General features: G+C 53.3%; 13 protein-coding genes. 10 read left to right on the forward strand and 3 right to left on the reverse strand.

Features of this window, described 5'->3' with window-relative positions; genetic code table 11:
* The first annotated feature begins 1 nt into the window (after position 1).
* The 9 genes from ACW73I_RS15130 to ACW73I_RS15170 all read left to right on the forward strand — a co-directional run bounded on the left by ACW73I_RS15130 (position 2) and on the right by ACW73I_RS15170 (position 13,127).
* Entirely contained in the window at positions 2 to 1,312 is a 1,311-nt protein-coding gene (locus ACW73I_RS15130) for a homoserine dehydrogenase (protein WP_458030248.1), read from the forward strand.
* A gap of 3 nt (positions 1,313 to 1,315) precedes the next feature.
* Entirely contained in the window at positions 1,316 to 2,410 is a 1,095-nt protein-coding gene (gene thrC, locus ACW73I_RS15135) for a threonine synthase (protein ID WP_458030249.1), read from the forward strand.
* A 51-nt stretch (positions 2,411 to 2,461) separates the two neighbouring features.
* Positions 2,462 to 4,207: a single-stranded-DNA-specific exonuclease RecJ gene (gene recJ, locus ACW73I_RS15140; protein ID WP_458030276.1), complete on the forward strand. Its 1,746-nt coding sequence runs from the start codon at positions 2,462 to 2,464 to the stop codon at positions 4,205 to 4,207.
* A gap of 8 nt (positions 4,208 to 4,215) precedes the next feature.
* The gene (locus tag ACW73I_RS15145; RefSeq protein WP_458030250.1) at positions 4,216 to 5,724 is read left to right on the forward strand and encodes an ArnT family glycosyltransferase; all 1,509 of its coding nucleotides are present in this window, start codon (positions 4,216 to 4,218) and stop codon (positions 5,722 to 5,724) included.
* Between the two features lies 1 nt (position 5,725).
* The gene (locus ACW73I_RS15150) at positions 5,726 to 6,433 is read left to right on the forward strand and encodes a phosphatase PAP2 family protein (RefSeq protein ID WP_458030251.1); all 708 of its coding nucleotides are present in this window, start codon (positions 5,726 to 5,728) and stop codon (positions 6,431 to 6,433) included.
* A 151-nt stretch (positions 6,434 to 6,584) separates the two neighbouring features.
* Positions 6,585 to 7,460: a 4-hydroxy-tetrahydrodipicolinate synthase gene (gene dapA, locus ACW73I_RS15155; protein ID WP_458030252.1), complete on the forward strand. Its 876-nt coding sequence runs from the start codon at positions 6,585 to 6,587 to the stop codon at positions 7,458 to 7,460.
* 2 nt (positions 7,461 to 7,462) lie between these two features.
* Positions 7,463 to 8,218 (forward strand): outer membrane protein assembly factor BamC, encoded by a 756-nt coding sequence (bamC, locus tag ACW73I_RS15160; protein ID WP_458030253.1) that lies wholly within the window; start codon positions 7,463 to 7,465, stop codon positions 8,216 to 8,218.
* A 104-nt stretch (positions 8,219 to 8,322) separates the two neighbouring features.
* Positions 8,323 to 12,243 carry a phosphoribosylformylglycinamidine synthase gene (gene purL, locus ACW73I_RS15165; protein ID WP_458030254.1) on the forward strand — a complete coding sequence of 1,307 codons (3,921 nt, stop codon included), beginning with the start codon at positions 8,323 to 8,325 and terminating at the stop codon, positions 12,241 to 12,243.
* A gap of 641 nt (positions 12,244 to 12,884) precedes the next feature.
* Positions 12,885 to 13,127, forward strand: a complete 243-nt coding sequence (locus tag ACW73I_RS15170) for a hypothetical protein (RefSeq protein ID WP_458030255.1) — start codon at positions 12,885 to 12,887, stop codon at positions 13,125 to 13,127.
* Positions 13,128 to 13,202: 75 nt separating this feature from the next.
* Here the strand turns inward: ACW73I_RS15170 and ACW73I_RS15175 are convergent, their stop codons facing one another.
* From ACW73I_RS15175 to ACW73I_RS15185, 3 genes are all read right to left on the reverse strand, one after another.
* A complete protein-coding gene (locus ACW73I_RS15175) occupies positions 13,203 to 13,889 on the reverse strand; it encodes a zinc ribbon domain-containing protein (RefSeq protein ID WP_458030256.1) in 687 nt (228 codons plus the stop codon).
* Between the two features lie 94 nt (positions 13,890 to 13,983).
* Entirely contained in the window at positions 13,984 to 14,235 is a 252-nt protein-coding gene (locus ACW73I_RS15180; RefSeq protein ID WP_458030257.1) for a Rho-binding antiterminator, read from the reverse strand.
* A 38-nt stretch (positions 14,236 to 14,273) separates the two neighbouring features.
* Entirely contained in the window at positions 14,274 to 15,044 is a 771-nt protein-coding gene (locus ACW73I_RS15185; protein WP_458030258.1) for a hypothetical protein, read from the reverse strand.
* 535 nt (positions 15,045 to 15,579) lie between these two features.
* Here ACW73I_RS15185 and ACW73I_RS15190 point away from each other — a divergent pair.
* Positions 15,580 to 22,143 carry a transporter substrate-binding domain-containing protein gene (locus ACW73I_RS15190; RefSeq protein WP_458030259.1) on the forward strand — a complete coding sequence of 2,188 codons (6,564 nt, stop codon included), beginning with the start codon at positions 15,580 to 15,582 and terminating at the stop codon, positions 22,141 to 22,143.
* The last annotated feature ends 200 nt before the right edge of the window (positions 22,144 to 22,343 follow it).

Below are 22,343 nucleotides of genomic sequence, written 5' to 3' on the forward strand. Positions count from 1 at the left end.
TTTGAAGCCGGTAAAAATTGGTGTGTTGGGACTCGGGACCGTAGGCGGCGGAACCGTCAACGTCCTGAAAAGGAATGCCGAGGAAATTGCTCGCCGTGCCGGCCGGGAAATCGTGGTGAGCCGCGCATCGGCACGCAATCTTTCGCAGCCGCGTATCTGCGACACCGGCGATATTGCGCTGACGGCCGATCCGTTCGAGATCGTCAACGATCCGGAAATTGACGTCGTAGTCGAACTGATTGGTGGTTACGATCTGGCTAAACAGTTGGTTATGGCGGCCATTGCCAATGGGAAACATGTGGTGACGGCCAACAAAGCTCTGATTGCGTTGCACGGTAACGAGATTTTCGCGGAAGCCAGCAAGAAAGGCGTCATGGTTTTGTTCGAAGCCGCGGTCGCCGGCGGCATCCCCATCATCAAGGCGCTTCGCGAAGGGCTGGCCGGCAACCGGATCAATTGGCTGGCCGGCATCATCAACGGCACCGGTAATTTCATCCTGACGGAAATGCGCGACAAAGGCCGCGATTTCGCCGATGTGTTGAAAGAAGCCCAAGCCTTGGGTTACGCCGAAGCCGACCCGACCTTCGATGTGGAAGGCATCGATGCGGCCCATAAACTGACGATTCTGGCTTCGATTGCCTTCGGCATACCACTGCAATTCGCCAAAGTCTTCACCGAAGGTATTACTCAAATCACCCGTGCCGACGTCGAATACGCGGAAGAACTGGGCTACCGAATCAAGCATTTGGGTATCGCCCGCAAGACCGAGGAAGGCATCGAATTGCGCGTGCATCCGACCTTGATCCCCAAACGCCGCCTGATCGCCAACGTCGACGGCGTGATGAACGCGGTATTGGTCTGCGGCGACGCGGTCGGTCCCACCCTGTATTACGGCGCCGGCGCCGGCGCTGAGCCGACGGCCTCGGCGGTGGTAGCCGACTTGGTCGACGTGGTCAGAGCCATGACCAGCGACCCGGAAAACCGGGTGCCGCACCTGGCATTCCAGCCGGAAGCCATCGTCGATACGCCGGTGTTGCCGGCGGACGCCGTCAAGACGGCTTATTATCTGCGTCTGACCGCCGCCGACAAGCCGGGGGTATTGGCCGACGTCTCCAAGATATTGGCCGCGCATCAAATCAGCATCGAAGCGTTGATTCAGAAAGAGCCGCCGAAAGGCGAAACCTCGGTGCCCATCATCATGCTGACTCAGCAAACACTGGAAAGAGAAATGAACGCGGCGATCGCCGAGATCGAAACGCTGGCTTCCGTCAGTGGCAAGGTCGCCCGCATTCGTCTGGAAACTTTAGGATAAACAATGGCAACAGCACAACGATACACCGGGTTGATCGAACGTTACAAAGACCGCTTGCCGGTCTCGGACAGCACCCGATTCATCAGTCTTTGCGAAGGCGATACCCCGCTGATTCAATTGCGGAACATTCCGCGCCTGATCGGCAAGGACGTCGATATCTACGTCAAGTTCGAAGGCCTCAATCCGACCGGTTCGTTCAAGGACCGCGGCATGACCATGGCCGTGACCAAGGCGGTGGAAGAGGGCAGCCAGGCTATCATCTGCGCGTCGACCGGCAATACCTCGGCTTCCGCCGCCGCCTATGCGGTCAGAGCCGGCATCCGCGCTTTCGTGTTGATTCCGGAAGGCAAAATCGCGTTGGGCAAATTGGCGCAAACCTTGATGTACGGCGCCAAAATCATTCAGATCAAAGGTAATTTCGACGCCGGCATGGCCATCGTCAAGGAAATCGCCGACCATGCGCCGGTGACCATCGTCAACTCGATCAACCCCTACCGTATAGAAGGACAGAAAACCGCGGCGTTCGAAATCGTCGACGCCTTGGGCGCCGCGCCCGATTTCCACTGTCTGCCGGTCGGCAATGCCGGCAATATCACGGCGTACTGGAAAGGTTACACCGAATATTCGACCGATACCGCCAGCCATCCAGCGGTCACGCAAAAACGCCCGGTGATGTGCGGATACCAGGCGGCCGGCGCCGCGCCGTTTCTGGCCGGCCATCCGGTGGAAAATCCCGAAACGATCGCTACCGCGATACGCATCGGTAATCCGCAGTCCTGGGACGGTGCCTGGAACGCGCAAAAACAATCCGGCGGTTGGTTCGAGTCGTTCAGCGACGAGCAGATCCTGGCCGCGCAAAAAATGCTGTCGGCCTACGAAGGGATATTCTGCGAGCCGGCTTCGGCGACATCCTTGGCCGGCGCCTTGCACGATATCGGCATGGGCAAGATTCCGGAGGGCAGTAAAATCGTCTGCACGCTGACCGGCAACGGTTTGAAAGACCCGGATACCGCCATCATGCAATGCAAGGATGCGCCGACCGAAACGGTGGAAGCGACCTTGGATGCCGTGAAAAAGTCCATTCTGGATTCGATGTAAGTTTTGCGGATTTACGAAAGCCGGCGAACGCCGGCTTTTTTATTGCCGGATATGTATTTGCAAGGTGTAAAAAAACTCATCGTACAGCGGTCGGTGCCGCCGGCGCTACCGCAATTGGGTAATATCGATCCGGTATTGCAGCGTGTATTTGCCGGCAGGGGCGTTCATCAAGCGGACGAGCTGGACAGGAGTCTGGGGAAATTACCGTCGCCCTGGTTATTGAACGGCATGCAAGCCATGGTCGAACACTTGATCGAGGCGATCGAAACCCGGCAAGCCATCACGGTCGTGGCCGACTTCGACGCCGACGGCGCGACCAGTTGCGCTCTAGCGGTCAAAGGCTTGGCTTTGCTGGGAGCAAAACGCCTGGATTTCGTCGTGCCCAACCGATTCGAATACGGATACGGTTTGACGCCCGAAATCGTCGAATTGGTCAAGCAGCAACAACCGGACTTGATCCTGACGGTGGATAACGGCATTTCCAGCATGGCGGGGGTCAAGGCCGCCAAAGCGGCCGGCATCAAAGTCTTGATTACCGATCACCATTTGCCGGGGCATGAATTGCCGCAGGCCGACGCCATCGTCAATCCCAACCTAGCCGACGATAAATTTCCGAGCAAGCATATCGCCGGCGTCGGCGTGATGTTTTACATCTTGATGGCCTTGCGCATACGCTTGCGCGAGTTGCATTGGTTCGAGAAAAATCAGCTGGCCGAGCCGAATTTGGCGCAATTGCTGGACTACGTGGCGCTCGGTACCGTTGCCGACGTGGTAGCACTGGATCAAGTCAACCGGGTTTTCGTGCATCAGGGCTTGTTGCGTATGCGTTCCGGCCAGTGCCAGCACGGCATCAAGGCTTTGGCGGAGGTGTCGGGACGCCGGCTCGACACGATACAGGCGGCCGATTTGGGCTTTGCGCTCGGGCCGCGGCTGAATGCGGCCGGCCGCATGGACGATATGTCCTTGGGGATTCAATGCCTGCTGACCGAAGACGCGGACTTGGCCCGCGATATTGCCGGGCAGCTCGAGGTCCTCAATCAGGACCGCAAGGAAGTCGAAGGGCAAATGAAGACCGAGGCCATGGCATTGTTGGCCGACATGAAAGCCTTGGACGAACGGCATGTGCCGGCCGGCGTGTGCTTGTACGATGCGAATTGGCATCAAGGCGTTATCGGCATACTCGCTTCGCGGATCAAGGATAGGCTGCATAGGCCGGTCATCGCCTTCGCGCCGGCCGATCAGGGCGAACTCAAAGGCTCGGCGCGCTCGATCAGCGGCGTGCATATACGCGATGTGCTGAGCGATATCGCCGCCGATCATCCGCAGATATTGACGAAGTTCGGCGGCCACGCGATGGCGGCGGGCTTGAGCATCAAGTTGCGCGATTATCCGCATTTCGCGCTGTTATTCGCCGATGCGGTGGCGGCTCGCCTGGATGAAGTCGATTTGGAGCAAAAGGCCTTCAGCGACGGCCAGCTCGACCAGAATCATCTGACTTTGGAGTTTGCCGAGCAGCTGCAAAAGGCCGCCGTTTGGGGGCAAGCCTTCCCGGAGCCGGCGTTCGACGGTGTGTTCGACGTATACCAGTGCCGTATAGTCGGTCGTCAGCATCTGAAATTGGTATTGAAACTGCCGTTTAGCGGCTTATTGATCGACGCCATCGCCTTTTTTGCCGATAAGCCGGAAAGCTGGTTGGGATGCCGCAAGATCAATGCGCTGTATCGATTGGATGTCAACGAATATCGTGGCCAGCGCAGTTTGCAGTTGCAACTGCAATACATGGAAAAGGTGGAGTAGCGTACAAAATGTTCGAAAAAGCCTTGAACCGGATCGATAAGCATTTGTTCAGCCTGCTGGCCGCTTTGTTGGTGTTGCGCGGCGTGTTCCTTTGGAGCAACGGTTTTGATCTGATCGGCGACGAAAGTTATTACTGGGATTGGTCACGGCGGCCGGATTGGTGTTATTACAGTAAACCGCCTATGGTGGCTTGGCTGATCGGAGCCGCGACATGGCTATTCGGCGATTACACGCCGGTGGTGCGTCTGCCGACGTTGCTATTGGGCACCGCGTTTCTGTTCTATTTCCACGCGACGGCCAGGGCCTTCTACGGGCCGCGCGCGGCGGCCTTGGCGCTGTTATTGGTTCTGGCTACGCCCATCAATACCTTGGCCAATTTTCTGATGACGATCGATCCGCCGCTCTATTGCTTTTGGATCATGGCGCTGTACTACCTGCGCAGAGCGCTGTTCGACGGCGATGCCAAAGCCTGGCTCTGGGCGGGTTGCGCCAGCGCGGCCGCGTTGCTGAGCAAGCAGGCGGCCTTGGCCTTACCGGCAATGCTGTTGGTTTTCCTGCTGGTCGACAGCAAGCGGCGCCACCATATTAAACGGGAATACCGGCTATATCTGATGCCGATATTGTTGGCGGCGCTGCCGCTATTATGGTGGAACCAGCAGCACGACTGGGTCATGTTCGGCCATAGCAAGGGCCATTTCGGCAACCCCGAGCCGGTTAGCGTGCTAAAGCATTTAAAAAACGCTCGCGATTTCCTGTTGTATCAGCTGTTATTGCTGTCGCCCGTCACATTCGTATTAACCCTGATCGTTAGCATCAAGGGGGCGTTCGATTTCAGGCGCTTGGCGGCGGAACAACAATTCTTGTGGTTGATGGGGCCGGCACTGATATTGGCGGTATTATTACTTAGCTTTTTACAGAAGGCGCAAGGCAATTGGCCGATGCCGTTCTATATCAGTGCGCTCATCTTATTGGTTGGTCACTTTACCGCCGGAGCGTGGAGTCGGGCTATCGGATACGCCTTAGGACTGGGCTATCTGATGGTGGCTACCACCTATATGTTGCCCTTGCTGTTGCAACTGTCGGGCTTGAAAGACAGTGCCCTCGATCCGACCAAGCGTTTCAAAAGCTGGCAGGATACGGCGCTCGGCCTGCATGCGGAAAGGCTGTCGGTTCAACCCGATTTGTCCGATACCTTTGTCGTGGCGCTCGGCCACCGTTATTTGGCTAGCCAACTGGCGTTCTATTTGCCGGACCATCCCAAAGTCTATCGTTTCGAGGAATCCGGCCAAGTGATCAGCCAATACGAGGTGTGGCCGGGACCCAATGAATTCATTGGCAAGAACGCCTTCATCGTTGCCGAAGGTTCGGAGCAGGATGTACCGAACAAACTGAAAAATGCCTTTGCTCGTTTTAACTTCTTGGCCCAAGTTGCAAATCCGAATAACGCCAAGTCGCCGTATAAAATTTACTTGGGCGAGCGTCTAATTGACTGGCCGAAGCTCGATCTAGAGGAATAAGATGCCGCATCGAACATTGACACGCGCACTGACCGAATTGGCGGTGCTGCTATTTTTGGCCGTTTCCACTACCTTGTTGTTTTGGTTAACGGATTTGGATATTCGGTTAGCTAAATTATTTTATCAACCGGAGCTTTCCGGTAGCGATTGGCCGTATCAACACGACGTTTTCGTTCATATCTTATATGACTATGCATTCCCGTTTACTGTGATTGCGGGATTGAGCGCTTTCACCATCTACGTCGTCGGCTATTTTCACGATACCGTCGGGCGTTTTCGGCGAAAAGCCCTATATATTTTGTTGGTCATTGCCGTAGGGCCCGGTGTTGTGGTTAATTTGATATTCAAAGACCATTGGGGGCGTCCGCGACCGCTGCACGTACAGCAGTTCGGCGGAGAGTACGCCTACGTTCCGCCTTTAAAACTCGGGCATACGCCGGACAAGTCCTTCGTTTGCGGTCATTGTTCGGTAGCTTATGCGTTCTTCGCACTGTATTTTCTATCGCAAAATCATAAGCAAGCTTATTTTATTTTGACCTTGGCCTTAGCCTGGACCATGGGCATTACGCGTATGACCTCGGGTTCGCATTTTGTTTCGGACATTCTATGGTCGGGTTACTTGGTGTTTTTAGTGGCTTTTGCGTTGTATTACGGTTGGTTTATCAGGTTCGCGCCCGATTCCAAGCCCGACCATGAAAATTCCGCTTAGGCTTATTGATGCGGTACTCGGAAAACAAGCGCCGCTTTTATCACGACTCGGTTTAATTTCAACGGAACACGTCAATTAACAGGCTGGGTTTTACTGCCGACCTTGCTATAATGCCCAATCTTTTTTCGAATAATTATGACGAGAGATTTGCATGATTCAAGGTAGTATCGTTGCTTTGGTTACCCCAATGTTCGATGACGGCGCAATTGACGACGTTAGTCTTAAAAAACTAGTGGAGTTTCATGTCGAGCAAGGTACGGATGCAATCGTTGCTGTCGGTACTACCGGAGAGTCGGCAACATTGGACGAAGACGAGCATTGCCACGTCATCAAAACGGTCGTCGACTGCGTGGCTGGGCGCATTCCCGTTATTGCAGGCACCGGTGCCAATTGTACTCGAGAAGCGATAGAGTTGACTCGCGAAGCAAAAGAAGTCGGCGCCGATGCCTGTCTTTTGGTCACGCCTTACTATAACAAACCGACCCAGGAAGGTTTATATCTGCATTACAAGGCCGTTGCCGAAGCGGTCGATATTCCTCAGATTCTGTACAACGTGCCCGGTCGTACCGGCGTCGACATGCTGCCGGAAACAGTCGGACGCTTGGCTAAAATCGATAATATCGTTGGTGTCAAGGAAGCCACCGGTAAATTGGAGAGGGTCAAGCAAATCCGCGATCTGTGTGGAAACGATTTCGCGCTTTATACCGGTGACGATGCGACGAGCTTGGAATTCTGCATGCTGGGCGGCAACGGCAGTATTACCGTAACCGGAAACGTCGCACCTAAACTATTGCACGAGATGATCGCCGCCGCGATGCAAGGCAACCGTGCCGGCGCGGAACGGATCGACGTCAAACTAAGCGGTTTACATCGGCAATTGTTTATTCAGTCCAATCCGATTCCGGTCAAATGGGCCGTCGCCGAAATGGGATTGATAGGTAAGGGCATACGCTTGCCACTGACGTGGTTAAGCGATGATTGTGTTTCATCTGTGCGTGCCGCGATGCAGCAAGCGGGCGTATTATAAATATGAAAATTCAACGCATCCTGCGTTGGATGTCTATCGGTTTATTGGCGTCGACGCTTACTGGTTGTAGTACCATCAAAAGTTGGTTTCCTGATAAAGAACGGGACTATCAGTTCACTTCGGAAATTCCCGAGTTAATCATACCGGAAGACTTGAAAAATAAAGGTTTATCGAGCCTATCTCCTCAATCCAGAGAGCCGGTTGCGTCCGCTGAGCCGGAATCCTCCGCTCCGGCAAGCGATTCAATAAACGTTTCGCCCGGGCAAGAGGTTGCGGCGGCGCCAGAGTCCGAGCCTCAAGCACCAAGCGCCGATGAAACCGAGCATGCCCAAGCGCCCTCGCCTGCCGGAGGCAATGTCAGTAGCTTGACCATAGACCAGGCGAAAACGCAGGCGACCCGTATGGTCGGCCGGGCGCTTAGCCGCAAACATATAGAGGTTGTCGAACGCAACATCGAGAAAGGGTATTTTTACGTCAATTTCGATCCGAATGCGGTTGAAGCCAAGGACGAGAGCATTTGGGACGAATTGACCTTTTTGTTCGGCGACGATCCGAGCCAGGAAAAGGAGTACCGTATCACCGTGCATCAAATTAACGACCACCTCAGCGAAGTGACCGTGCAGGATAGCGGCGGTAACACGCTGTCCGATTCCGTGGCAAATGCTTTATTGAAATCGATCACCGATGGTATCAATGAGGATGAATCTGCAGATGCAACCGAGCAGAATGACCAGGAATCGCCCGGCACGAAGGAATAGAATTCTTTCGAACTATGATCGGAACCCGTTTGAACCGATAGATGATCAATCCGAGATTTCCCGATCAATTCTGAAATCGCTTTACCACTAATTTCAAAATGACCATGTTGATCTTACCTGGAACGCCAGCCCTTTCGCCATTTCGCATAGAAAAATTACTCAGCCGCTTGCGGGCATCGGATAGCCGCATTCTAAGCGTGGATGCCGGTTTTGTGCATTTCGTTCAGCTTAACGGCCAACTGAGCGTTGATGAAACCGCCATGTTGAGGCGTTTGCTGGATTACGGCAGCGGGACTTCGGCAAGCGGATCCGCCGATGGCGTCAAACTGCGGGTGGTTCCGCGCCTGGGCACCATATCGCCCTGGTCCAGCAAGGCAACCGAAATCGCCGAGCGTTGCGGTTTGGCGGCGGTCAAACGCATAGAGCGCGGTATCGAATATCGCATCGACGCCGAGGCCGAACTGGGTAGCGACGATCTGCATAAGTTGAGCGCCTTGCTGCACGACCGCATGACCCAGCAAGTGGTTTTCGACGCAGCCGAGCCGGACTTGTTCGCCGAACACGAGCCCAAACCGCTGCAGACCGTGGCCATCGTCGAGCGTGGCCGCGATGCGCTGGTGGCAGCCAACACCGAACTGGGCCTGGCCTTGTCTGCCGACGAGATCGACTATTTGACCGAGAGTTTCGTGCAACTGGGCCGCAATCCGACCGACGTCGAGCTGATGATGTTCGCCCAGGCCAACTCCGAACATTGCCGACATAAAATCTTCAACGCCAGCTGGACCATAGACGGCGAGGAACAGGCCAAATCCTTGTTCCAAATGATACGCAACACCTACAACGAAAACCCGCACAACATACTATCGGCGTACAAAGACAACGCTTCCGTGATGAAAGGGCCGACGGCCCGGGTCTTCATTCGCGACGCCGATACCCGCGAATACGCCTATGTCGAAGAGGAAGCTCACATCCTGATGAAGGTGGAAACCCACAATCATCCGACCGCGATTTCGCCGCATCCGGGGGCGGCGACGGGTTCCGGCGGCGAAATCCGCGACGAAGGCGCGACCGGACGCGGCTCGGCGACCAAGGCCGGCCTGACCGGCTTCAGCGTGTCGCATTTGAAAATTCCCGGTTTCGAGCAGCCTTGGGAAGCCGATTACGGCAAGCCGGACCGCATCGCTTCGGCGCTGGACATCATGTTGGAAGGGCCGATCGGCGGCGCGGCCTTCAACAACGAATTCGGCCGGCCCAATATCGCCGGTTATTTTCGTAGTTTTGAACAAGCAGCGGAAAGCGGAGAAATTAACCAGTATCGCGGTTACCACAAACCGATCATGATCGCCGGCGGCATGGGCAACATCCGGCCGATGCTGGTCGAGAAGCAACCGATTCCGGCCGGCGCGCTGATCGTGATCCTGGGCGGACCGGCCATGCTGATCGGCCTGGGCGGCGGCGCGGCTTCGTCGCAGACCTCGGGCGAAAGCGCGGCCGAGCTGGATTTCGCTTCGGTGCAACGGGAAAACCCGGAAATGGAGCGGCGTTGCCAGGAAGTCATCAACCACTGCAACTCGCTGGGCGAAAACACGCCCATCATTTCGATACACGACATCGGCGCCGGCGGTTTGTCCAACGCGGTGCCTGAGATCATTCACGATTGCGAGCGCGGCGGCCGTTTCGAGCTGCGCAAGGTGCAAAATGCCGACAAAGGCATGTCGCCGATGCAAATCTGGTGCAACGAGGCGCAAGAGCGCTACGTCGTGGCGATCAAACCGGAATCATTGGAACTGTTCGAAGCTTTCTGTAAACGCGAGCATTGCTTGTATGCGGTGATCGGCCAAGCCACCGATGACCAACATTTGACCTTGAGCGACGAATGGCTTGGGGGAGAGCCGGTCGATCTGCCGATGTCGGTGCTGTTCGGCAAACCGCCGAAGATGCACCGCGACGTAGAGCACATCTCTAAAATTTTGCCTGCCTTGCAACTGGATAAAGTCGAATTGGCCGAAGCGGTCAAGCGAGTGTTGGCTTTCCCGGCCGTGGCCGACAAAAGTTTTTTGATCCATATCGGCGACCGCTCGGTGACCGGTTCGGTTGCGCGCGACCAATTGGTCGGCCCGTGGCAGGTGCCGGTGGCCGACGTCGGCGTCACCGCATCCGGTTTTCACGCCTATAGCGGCGAAGCGATGGCGATGGGCGAACGCACCCCGCTAGCATTGATCGACGGACCGGCCTCCGGCCGCATGGCGATCGGCGAGGCGCTGACCAATTTGGCGGCGGCCCGTGTCGGCCGATTGAACGACGTCAAACTGTCTGCGAACTGGATGGCGGCATGCGGCAGTCCCGGCGAAGATGCGATCTTGTTCGATACCGTCAAGGCGGTCGGCATGGAGTTGTGCCCGGAATTGGGTATCGCGATCCCGGTCGGCAAAGATTCCTTATCGATGAAAACCGTCTGGAAGGACGGCGGCGCCGACAAGCAGATGACGGCGCCGCTGTCGTTGATCATCACGGCTTTCGCCCCAGTGCTGGACGTGCGCAAGACCTTGACGCCGGAATTAAAAAACGCGGCAACCGTTCCCGACAATTTGCCGCATTCCCCAGGTCCTTGCGGGTCGGACGACAGCGTGTTGTTGCTGATCGACCTGGGGCAGGGCAAAAACCGTCTCGGCGGTTCGGTGCTGGCCCAGGTTTACAATCAACTCGGCAACGAAGCGCCGGATCTGGACGACCCGGTCTTGTTGAAATCCTTCTTCAACACCATACAAAACCTGAGCGACAAAGGTCTGATACTGGCCTACCACGACCGTTCCGACGGCGGCTTGCTGGCCAGCGTGGCGGAAATGCTGTTCGCGGGACGCAGGGGCGTCGATCTGGATATTTCCGATTTGACGGGCGATCCCTTGTCCGTGCTGTTCAACGAAGAGTTGGGCGCGGTGCTGCAAATCAAGAATAACGAACTGCATCACGTCGCCCGGTTATTGGATGAAGCCGGTCTGGACGATTGCTCGCATGTGGTCGGCCGGGTCGTCAATGGCCAACAGCTGCGGATTTTCAAAGCCGGACGCGAGTTATTCAGCGCCGGCCGCGCCGAATTGCAGCAAACCTGGTCCGAAGTCAGCTACCGGATGCAAGCGCTGCGCGACAACCCGGATTGCGCCCGCCAGCAGTTCGAACGCATCGCCGACGACAAGGATCCGGGCTTGTCGGTTTCTCTCAGTTTCGATGTCGACGAAGATATTTGCGCCCGATTTGCCGATGCCGCGCGCCCGAAAGTGGCTATTCTGCGCGAGCAGGGCGTCAACGGCCACGTCGAGATGGCGGCGGCTTTCGACCGGGCCGGTTTTCTAGCCATCGACGTGCATATGACCGACATCATCTCGGGACGCGTATCGCTGGCGGAGTTCAGCGGTTTGGCGGCTTGCGGCGGCTTTTCGTACGGCGACGTGCTGGGCGCCGGCGGCGGCTGGGCCAAATCGATCTTGTTCAACGCCAAGGCCCGCGACGAGTTCGCCGCATTTTTCGCTCGCCAAGACACCTTCGGCCTGGGCGTCTGCAACGGCTGCCAGATGATGTCGGGATTGAAAGACATCATTCCCGGCGCCGAACATTGGCCGGCCTTCAAACGCAATCTGTCCGAGCAGTTCGAAGCCAGGGTCGCGATGGTCAAAGTGCAGGATTCGCCGTCCATTTTCTTCGCCGGCATGGCCGGCTCGATGTTGCCGGTGGTCGTCGCGCACGGCGAAGGCCGCGCCGAGTTCGGTGACCAAGATCCGTTAAACGCACCGGTTGCGTTAAGCTATGTGGACAATTACGGCAAGGAAACCGAAGCCTTTCCGGCCAATCCGAACGGATCGCCGTTAGGCATTACCGGCCTGACCACCACGGACGGCCGCTTCACGATCATGATGCCGCACCCCGAGCGTTGCTTCCGGACGGTGCAAAATTCCTGGCATCCCGATGACTGGTCGGAAAACGCGGCTTGGCTTAGAATGTTCAGGAATGCCAGAGCATGGGTAGGCTAAACGATTTTGGCGCCGGTTAGCCTCGGTTGCGGCCGGTTGTCAGTCAGGTCATCGCAGGCCGGAATGCGGTGGCTCGATAACATGCCGAATTCTTTCAGTCATTAAGGCCTAGCCGGGCGTTGAGCTTGAGCTGCACTGTCAAGTGTTTTTTGAAATAGCGCATGAACTTTGGATTATAGTCATTCCGCTTGCCGGGTAAGCCCGATAGGTTTGAAGCTAGCCCTAATTAACGGCAATGCGCTGGAAAACTCCTTTGGTCGAACTGTAAGCTGTAACGTTGTGTACAGATATGAAAGAGACCCTCCATCTGCGCATATCGAATCACCATTTATGAGGCGGACTTATGGCAGTTGATCTAAACCCGGATGACCTATCCAAACTAGCGGATACCAATCGTATTTCCAAGCTAACCGACACCGCAATAGCGCAACAATCATGTAGCCGGATATACGCGCGGAACAGGCGTTACTCGTGAAATTTCAAATCGTTATGACATTCAACGACAACACTCAAAGCGATTGATTTATTTAGTGTATTTCGTGCTTTTCGTGGACTACTGCCGTTTTTAGGTTAATCGCTTGGCGATTACCTTAAAGCCATGTGTTATTGTTCGAACCGTCGCCTGAATCCACCGCATTTTTATGACAATTGATCACGCAACAGCGCTAAATCTGGCCGCAAGCGGCCATTGGGTCGAGGCGCACGAAATGGTACAGCCGTTTTCCGATGAACTGTCTTGCTTAATTCATGCGTATCTGCATCGGATTGAGGGTGATTTGAGCAATGCCGACTACTGGTATAGGCGAGCAGGAGCAGTGATGCCGGATAACACATTGGAGCAGGAGTTGCGGAGATTACAAGAGATGATACATTCGGCGCGGTAACGCGGTTTGGCCTCCGTTTCGCATCGAATAACGCGATATTCCGGTTTGTGCGAGCCATCGGCGGTCAGTCTGCATTTATTCGCTCGAATCCGCCGGCTGCGTAAAATTTAAATCAGCGCCGCAATCCCGGCAGTATTTTTGATCGTCAGCGACCGCGACACCGCATTCCGGGCAATAACGCGACTCGGGCATTTTGTGTCCGCATTTGTCGCAAAAGTGCGCTTTGGAAGAAACCTCCGCTTTGCAATTGCTGCAAATGCTTTTGCGAGCTTGAAGTTGTTTGGAGACCGCATCGCCGAGTTGGTCGAGGCTAATGGCTAGGTGGCTTGCATATTCGTAAGCTTTGATTACCAACCAGACGCTGACCGCGACGATCAGCAAAATCGCGCTGCCGAAGTAGATCGATTTACCGGTATGGCTGACGAAAGGGGCCAATAATTGCCAGATCAAATCCTGAATCAATATCACCATAACCAGTATGGCTAACGGATTAGCAATGCCTCTTAGAAAATGCACAAAAGCGCCTTTCTTCGGGAGTGATTCAATCGTAAATCGCGCAAAGAAATAGAACATATATAGCGCGGAAATCTCCGTTACAAACCAGACGGCGTCTCCGGCTTTGATGGTATGGAATAGCACCAGTTTCTGCATGACGGAAAGCATGGAAACCAGCTTTCCGAGCAGCAGCACAATCAACAACGTAACTAACAGCCGCACGGCTTGGTGCCAAGGCTTGTTTGGCGAAACGATCAGGTCGAACATATAACCTCCAGCTTTGCGTTTGGGCCGGTCGCCGGGAAAGGACGCAAGTATTTGACATTTCAGTCGGTTTTAAAGTCGCCTGAAATAAACTCGCCTAAAAGATGACTTCGTCAAATCCAGCGCCGGGCGTTAGCACTTGTAGCCTTTTTATCTGATTCAGCTCGATTTGCTGTTTTTGCCCGGTGTCCATGACAAGATATTCGCGCTTCTCCGCATCGGTCTTGGTATCCAAGGCTTTGCCCTCCAGCACGTCTTGATTTCTCAGGATTAATCTAAGCCGATAGCCGTACAGGCAGGCGATCTCAATGTAATCGTGTAACTCGCAGGAAATAGAACATCGGTTCATGTAGACCTCCATTCGCAACTCGCGGCGCTCAACCACTTTCACCGGATACCGGTTGCATGATAACGCGGTTTGGGCGGTGTTATCAGAAAACAGATGCCGAAACAGATTAGGCTCGATAGAGTCAGCCAGTTGAAAGTTTTTGCCAGCGCGCGCAAGCGGGGATTGGCTTTTTTGACGATTTTAAAATCGTCGACATAAATTGTTTCGCAAGCGCCTTGTCCGGTATCTTCACGAGTAACGCTGGTTCCGCGCGTATATCCGGCCGCATGGTTGACGTATTCCGCTAATATTCCCTTGATGTGGATAAGATCGCCCGTTTCGGCCTGCATCAACGCTTTTTTAACGGCGTCGTAATTTGCGACAATGTGATTGTTTGACAGCGCATTCATCTTAAATGCCGCACCGGTCGCTTGATCAGGCCACGCCGCCCAGCAAGTCCAACTGTCGCTTCGAAACTTCATGTTTTTGTAAATACCTGATTCGACGTTTTTTCCCCATATTACACATAAATCGCGTACGTTAATAAAATCCTGCCATCGTTTGTAATGCCAGATATTAGTCAATTCGTCCGCATCGCTGTAACTGACGACGACACCTTGCAAATCGTAATCGAATTTGGGGTGAATGGTGTACTTCAGCCGGTTGGCTTCAATGGAAAAAGATTCCCTGTCCGTTTCCGATTGAACCGGGGGCGACAATAAACTCATATCGTAATAGTCCGGCTCGGGCCAATCGTCTTTGTAAAAATGTAAAACGCCCGCTACTGAGGCGCAGACGATAAATGACCATTTGAATAAATTTTCGAACATCCTATCCACAGTTGATAGTGGCTGCAGATCGCCATTTTAACGTTTGGGCGAACAATCGGCAGCATAATCGAGGCGCCGAACCGGGATATTTGCAACTTTTGTTTTTAACAGCGAAAAATTACGGCTTTTAACGCAAACGGGTTGTCGTTTCGGTTGATCCGGCAAATGTTAACCGTTACAAGAACTTGAATGTCTGTTTATTTTCGCTTGTACCCAGCACAAACTACCGTAATATGACCGCTTTGCGTATATTGTGTTCGGCATTTGAAAAATGCCGAGTAAGCTTAACTCGGATATTAAAACTTACATTTCGATGCCTAAAGGCTATGCTTAAATCAAACGGTAACAATCGTTCGTACCTAGCGCAGACTAATCTCGATGCTAGTGATTTTCGGCACTTTCTGTCGAGGAATTTCGTTGCGCGAATGGCAAATCCAAGCATGACTCAATAAAGTTATTAGGGTGAAATATGGCGTTAGCGTACAACACTCAAAAAAAAGGAAACCTTGAGTGCTGTCTACTAGGCGTAACGATAATGTTTTTGCTTTCTTGGTTAGGAACCGCGACCGCGTCCTCGCCGATATTCACCCAACAAGAACGGATATGGTTGAAGGCGCATCCCACCATAAGGGTCGGGGTCATGGAAGCCTGGCCGCCTTTGGATTTTGTGGACGAACGAGGTAAGGCACGAGGTATCGGGGTCGATCTCGTTAAACGCCTCAATCTTTATTTAAACGGGGCATTGGAAGTCGTACCCGGTTCCTGGCCGCAACTTCAAAATCAGGTAAAGTCGGGACAGCTCGATGCCTTATTGGACATTACCCCACGCCCCGAACGGGAAGACCAGTTCGAATTTACCTCCCCCTATCTTGAGATACCTCATGTCATCGTCGCGCCAAAACGCGGAGTTTGGCTGGAATCGGAATCGGCATTGCATGGAAAACGCCTGGCACTTGAGCGAGGATTCGGCAATGTTGCTTATTTCCGGCAAAATTTTCCGGATGTAAAAGTCATAGAGTATGCCAATACGGCCGAAGCGCTTGAGGCGGTAGCACTCGGACATGCGGATGCCTATGCCGGTAACCGCGCAGTAGCGATCTATTTAATGGAACAACATGTACTGGTCAATCTTAAAGTACATGGGCGTTTGCGGAAAAAAGGTCCCATACTGGCGATAGGGGTTAAAAAGGGTCAGACCACACTGAAGAACATTCTTCAACGCGCCTTGGATGCCGTCGGCGAGGACGGCATGCATCAAATACTCAGCCGGTGGGTGGATGGAAATGAAGAGGTGCAAGAAAGTCTGATTTTAAGCGCGGAAGAAAAAGCCTGGCTGGCGCAAAATCCCGGACCGTTCAAAGTAGGCGCCGAATCGGATTGGCCGCCGTACGACTTCGTCCATGACGGGGTCGTATCCGGTTATTCAAACGATTTATTACGTCTGGCGGCCGCGAAAGTCGGACTTCAATTGGACTTCGTTCAAGGCTATACCTGGACAGAGCTGGTTCGGCAATTCGATGCCGGCGAGTTGGATATCTTGCCCGCTATCTACAGTACGCCGGAGCGGCGAAAACAATATGCATTAACTCCGGCTTATATCGCAAATCCTACCGTGTTGGTCGTGCGTAACGGCGATTCCGCCCAACGACTTCATGATATGGAAGGACGCCGGGTTGCAGTGATCGAAACCTATTCGATAACCAAGTTAATGGCCAAGCGCTACCCGAAAATTTTGCAATATCGGGTTGCGAATGTCGTAGACGCCCTGAAAGCGGTTTCGTTCGGCCAAGCCGACGGCTTTATCGAGAGTTTTGCCGTAATCAATTATGTGTTACGAACCAACGCGATGCCGAACCTCAAGGTCGCCGGCGAGGTTCCGTTGCTGACCAAGGACGAGACCACGCTGCACATGGCGGTGACACGCAAACGGCCTATGCTGTTGCGTGTGCTTGGCTTAGGCTTAGCGGCCGTTTCGCCGGAGCAACGTAACGCGCTTTACCGAAAATGGCTGCTAGCGGTGGATGACATTCGACCCGAACGCCTTGCGGATCGTAGACTTCGAACCTTGACTCCGGAGGAATCAGGCTGGCTGAGTCGGCATAAAACCTTGCGCTTGGGTATCGATCCGGTATGGCCGCCATTTGAGTTTGTCGATCAACAAGGGCGTTACAGCGGCATTTCCGCCGGTTTTATAAGCGAAGTCGAAAAACGTCTGGACGTTACGATGCTTGCAGAAGAGAAAGCTCTTCGGAACGAAGTGTTGGAGAAAGTCGCTAGAAAGGAGCTCGATATTTTACCTATGGCGTCGCCCTCGGAGGCACGTCGTCGATATTTGTTGTTTTCCGAACCTTATATTACATTTCCGGCCATACTCGTCACTCGCAAGGATGCCGACTATATCAGCGGCTTGCGCGATTTGGCGGGCCGGCGAGTCGGTGCGGTCCGCGGTTATATTACGCACGAAGGTTTAGTCCGCGATCATCCGGAAATACGGAACGCGCCCTTTGACTCTGTCGTGGAAGTGTTGAAGGCGATTGACCAAAGGCGAATAGATGCGGGTTTATTGAATCTGGCCGCTGCGACGCATGAAATCGAACGGCTGGGCTTGGATAGCCTCAAGGTGGCCGCGTCCACCGAATATAGCTTTGAATTGGCAATGGCGGTACGCAAAGACTGGCCGGAACTCGTACCGATCTTAAATAAGGCGCTGGCGGATATTGACGAACCGACACGTACTGCAATTAAGAATCGTTGGATTAACGTACACTACGCGTTTGGTTTGGATTGGCATAGCGCACTGGTCTGGGGCGGTAGTGCGGCGGTTTTGCTGATCAGCTTGCTCGCAATCGTTTCCGTTTGGAATCGGCAGCTTAATCGTAAGGTAAGCGAACGCGAGAAAATTCTTAACAAACAAGCCCACGATTTACGCAAGCGAGTTGAGGAACAAACCTGTCTTTACGGCTTTTCTTCTTTGCTGGAGCAACGCGGTTTGCCGTTAGAACTGCTGTTTGCGCGTGCGGTTGCAATCCTGCCGAAAGGCTGGCGGTTTCCTGAGATTACCCGCGCCAAGATTAGCTTTGGTGATTTATCGGTCCAATCCAAGGGATTTAGCCGTACCGAATGGATTCAAACCGCGGTATTCAACGTACGAGGCGACCAAGTCGGCTCAATCGAAGTGGTGCTCCTCGAATATGGTCCGGAGAAGACCGGCCCCCCTTTTCTGACTGAAGAACGTGCGTTGATCGAAGAATTGTCCAAGCAATTGGGGCGGGCGATCGAAAGGCGGTTGGACGATGAGGACTTGCGTTCCTATAGCGCCAGTATAGAGCGGCGGGCGGACCTGGTGTTGGAAGCGGTCACCCAGGGAATAATGGGTATTGATACAGACGGCTTAGTCACTTTTGTAAATGGGGCGGCGGCGGCCATGTTGGGATATGAAGTCGACGAAATCGTCGGCCGCCAAATTCATAAAATGATACGCAGACTGCATCAAAACGAACAGGAGACCGGGTCCGATCGCTGTCCTTTATATTCGACTATTCGAGACGGAAAAGCCCGCGCAGCCAGCAATGAATTCTTGTTGGACAAGGTCGGACGCCCTTTTCCTGTCGAATATAGCGCGGTACCCATATGGCAAGACGATCAACTCGCCGGTGCCGTGATAATGTTTCAGGATATTACCGAGCGGTTGGCTCAAGAAGCTTTGCTGAAAGCCAGGGAAAAACAGTTCCGTACGCTGATCGAGTCGGCTCCTGATCCGATGGTGATTGCCGATAGCCGGGGAATCGTGACTATGGTCAATCGCCGAACCGAGGAAGTGTTCGGTTACAGTCGAACCGAGGTGATCGGTCAGCTTATCGAGATATTGGTGCCTGACCGCTTACAACAAAAACTCGACGTCGATCATCAGGAATATTTACTGGATCCATACGGGGATTTAGCTCGCAATTTGGAAGGAAGAGAGCTATTGGCCGTGACCAAGTCCGGAAGGGAGTTTCCGGTAGAGGTAAGTCTAAGCCCTATCGAAACCGAAAACGGCGTGTTGATTGCCAGTTCCTTGCGAGACGTAAGTGAACGAAAACGGATACGGGAAATCATTGCAAACGAACGCGAGCAACTGCAAATGATCCTGGATTCCAGTCCGATAGGCGTAGCGTTTTCCAATAAAGAAGGTATTTTCAAATTTACCAACCCGAAATTCATGGAGATGTTCGACGTAACGGTAGGCGGCCGGGCGCCTGATATCTACGTAGACCCGCAAGACAGGGCCTCTATGTTGTCAGAGCTGGCAACGAACGGCCGATTGGATAACTACGAGTTACAGATGATAGGTCGCAACCGGCAACTGAGGGATATGTTGGCCAGTTATGCGCCGCTGGTTTATCGGGGCGAGGAAGGCATTCTTGGTTGGGTGCTGGATATTACCGATCGTAAGAACGCGGAAAACGAGGTTAGGCGTATCAATTTCATGAGCGATTCCGCCCTGGATTTAACTCGATCGGGTTATTGGCATATCGATTATGCGGATTCCGATTACCTAATCAGCTCGGAACGCGCGGTAGCGATATTTGGCGAAGAGTACAAGCCGGGGTTTCGCTATCATTTGATGGATGAATGGTATAGCCGCATTGCTGAAATAGATGCCGAGGTCGCCGCACAAGCTTATGCGGAATACAAGAATACATTGGAAGGCAAAAACTCGCGATACGATGTGGCTTTTCCGTACAAGCGCCCTTGCGACGGACGGATCGTTTGGCTTCACGCCATCGGAACCGTCATTAGTGACGATGGCAATCAAGCGCTTTATATGTATGGGGTTGTGCAAGATGTGACTGAACAAAAGGCAGCTGAAGAAGCCGTTATAAAAGCCAAGGAAATAGCGGAAGAAGCGACCAAAGCCAAGAGCGACTTTTTAGCCAATATGAGCCATGAGATCCGGACGCCGATGAATGCGATCATCGGCCTGTCGTATTTGGTGTTACAGACTGATCTCAATCGTAAGCAACGCAACTATATCGAAAAACTTAATCGCTCGGCAGAGGCCTTGCTCGGGATTATTAACGATATCCTGGATTTTTCTAAGATCGAGGCGGGCAAACTCAACATCGAATCGATCGATTTTCAGCTTGAGGATGTATTCGAAAATCTTGCCAATTTGGTCGGGCTAAGCGCCCAGGCAAAAGGGGTAGAGTTGATGTTCGATCTGCCGGCGGAATTGCCGACGGCATTAGTCGGCGATCCGCTGCGATTAGGACAAATTTTAATCAATCTGGGCAATAACGCGGTCAAATTTACCTTTCAGGGTGAAATTGTCATCTCGGCCGGCGTGTTGGAACAAGACAACGACCGGGTGAAATTGCTCTTTTCGGTTCGCGACACCGGTATCGGTATGAGCGCCGAACATCAAGCAAAGCTGTTTCAGTCGTTTAGCCAGGCTGATAGTTCAACGACCCGGAAATTCGGCGGTACCGGTCTCGGTTTGGCCATTTGCAATAAATTGACTCAATTGATGGGCGGGGAAATTTGGGCGGAAAGCGAAGAGGGCGTCGGCAGTACGTTTTGCTTTTCCGCCCGGTTCCGCAAACAGGCAAGTGAGGTTTCGCCGCACCGTCCGATGAGGGCCGAATTCGAATCGTTGCGGGCATTAGTGGTCGATGACAACAGCTCGGCGCGCGACATATTGACCGGTATGCTGACTGCCTTGGGAGTCAAGGTCGATCAGGCCGATAACGGTGAAACCGCATTAGAACAAATCGGTCAAACTCACGATAGTAATCCTTACCAATTGTTGCTTATCGATTGGAAAATGCCGGGCATGGACGGCATAGAGACGGTCCGTGCCGTCCAGCGCAATCAGGTGCTTATGAATTTGCCGGCCGTTGTCATGGTGACTGCCTATGGCCGTGAACAGGCGAGGCAGTCGGCGCAGCGAGTCGAAGCCGAGATTAGAGAGTTTCTGACTAAGCCTGTAACGACCGCATCGCTTCTGAACGCCGTCAGGTCGGCGCTGAATGTTAAAGACAGTTATCTGCCGCAGAGTGATTCGCCAATAAAAGCCGCAAATGCGGATATTGCCAAGCTCAAAGGCGCACGGTTGCTGCTGGTCGAAGATAACGAGATTAACTTGGAAGTTGCAAAAGAGTTATTGACCTCGAACGGGTTAATAATCGAAGTCGCCTATAACGGAAAGCAGGCGTTGGAAAAACTGGCGCAACAAAAATTCGACGGGGTACTTATGGATTGCCAGATGCCGGTTATGGACGGTTACGAGGCGACCAGACAGATACGCAAGCAAGCGCAACTCCGGGATTTACCGGTATTGGCCATGACGGCAAACGCAATGGCCGGCGAAAGAGAGAAGGTGATCGAGGTCGGAATGAATGACCATATCGCTAAACCGGTCGATGTCGATGAAATTTTTCATACCTTGGCCAAGTGGATAGTCCCATCGGCCCTGTCAGGCGCTGAAACTGTTACAAGCGAAGGAAGCCATGGAACACACGACCCTATCGATAACGAGACCGGTACGGTCTGTGAAAGCGATCAACATCGCGACAAACTGCCGGGCAATCTGATTCGGCGTTATTCCGATTTCCCCGAACGGTTCGAGTCTCTTATCTCAAACGGCGAATGGGACGGAGCGAAATTCTTAGCTCAAAACCTTAAACAAGCGGCGGACGCTATTCATGCAGAGTCCTTAATTGACATCAGCGAAAGGCTAGTACTGCAAGCGCAACAACATCGTGTCGAGCCTGAAACGGTAATGTCGGCCCGGCATGAATTGGTGCAATTGCTTGCATCGTTCGAGACCTTAACTGAAACCGAAATTGAGGAAAGCGATGCTCATGCGTATCAAAAAATTCTTCTGATGTTGGACAAACTGGCAGACCAATTGCGAAATTACGATACGGCGTCGCAGGAGACGCTGGAAAAACATTACGAATTACTTTGCTCTGCCGGATTCCAATCGTTTCTCAATCCGTTAGAGAAATCGATGCAGGCCTACGACTACGATGCGGCCGTGGATATTTTATGGCAAATGCATGCGCAAATCGTAACGAAACAAAAAGCAATCAACAGGCTACGGCGCCTAGTGTGACCAGAGCACTTAAGTTAATCGACTATAATCAGACAGACCGAACCGGTCGTTTACTTTAATTCATACAGTCCGCTATCGCCTATGGATCGATTTTGGTTTTAACGTTTCAATGGCATTGAACGGGATTCAGCGATTCGGATATCGACCGGCGGCGTAAACCCGAACGTACGACAGGAAACGGCGTCAAAATTTGATAAATC

Source organism: Methylomonas sp. MgM2 (assembly GCF_054172045.1).

Coding starts and splice junctions, on each gene's coding strand:
- thrC (WP_458030249.1), top strand. CDS start 1,316: ATGGCAACAGCACAACGATACACCGGGTTGATCGAACGTTACAAAGAC.
- recJ (WP_458030276.1), top strand. CDS start 2,462: ATGTATTTGCAAGGTGTAAAAAAACTCATCGTACAGCGGTCGGTGCCG.
- ACW73I_RS15145 (WP_458030250.1), top strand. CDS start 4,216: ATGTTCGAAAAAGCCTTGAACCGGATCGATAAGCATTTGTTCAGCCTG.
- ACW73I_RS15150 (WP_458030251.1), top strand. CDS start 5,726: ATGCCGCATCGAACATTGACACGCGCACTGACCGAATTGGCGGTGCTG.
- dapA (WP_458030252.1), top strand. CDS start 6,585: ATGATTCAAGGTAGTATCGTTGCTTTGGTTACCCCAATGTTCGATGAC.
- bamC (WP_458030253.1), top strand. CDS start 7,463: ATGAAAATTCAACGCATCCTGCGTTGGATGTCTATCGGTTTATTGGCG.
- purL (WP_458030254.1), top strand. CDS start 8,323: ATGTTGATCTTACCTGGAACGCCAGCCCTTTCGCCATTTCGCATAGAA.
- ACW73I_RS15170 (WP_458030255.1), top strand. CDS start 12,885: ATGACAATTGATCACGCAACAGCGCTAAATCTGGCCGCAAGCGGCCAT.
- ACW73I_RS15175 (WP_458030256.1), bottom strand. CDS start 13,889: ATGTTCGACCTGATCGTTTCGCCAAACAAGCCTTGGCACCAAGCCGTG.
- ACW73I_RS15180 (WP_458030257.1), bottom strand. CDS start 14,235: ATGAACCGATGTTCTATTTCCTGCGAGTTACACGATTACATTGAGATC.
- ACW73I_RS15185 (WP_458030258.1), bottom strand. CDS start 15,044: ATGTTCGAAAATTTATTCAAATGGTCATTTATCGTCTGCGCCTCAGTA.
- ACW73I_RS15190 (WP_458030259.1), top strand. CDS start 15,580: ATGTTTTTGCTTTCTTGGTTAGGAACCGCGACCGCGTCCTCGCCGATA.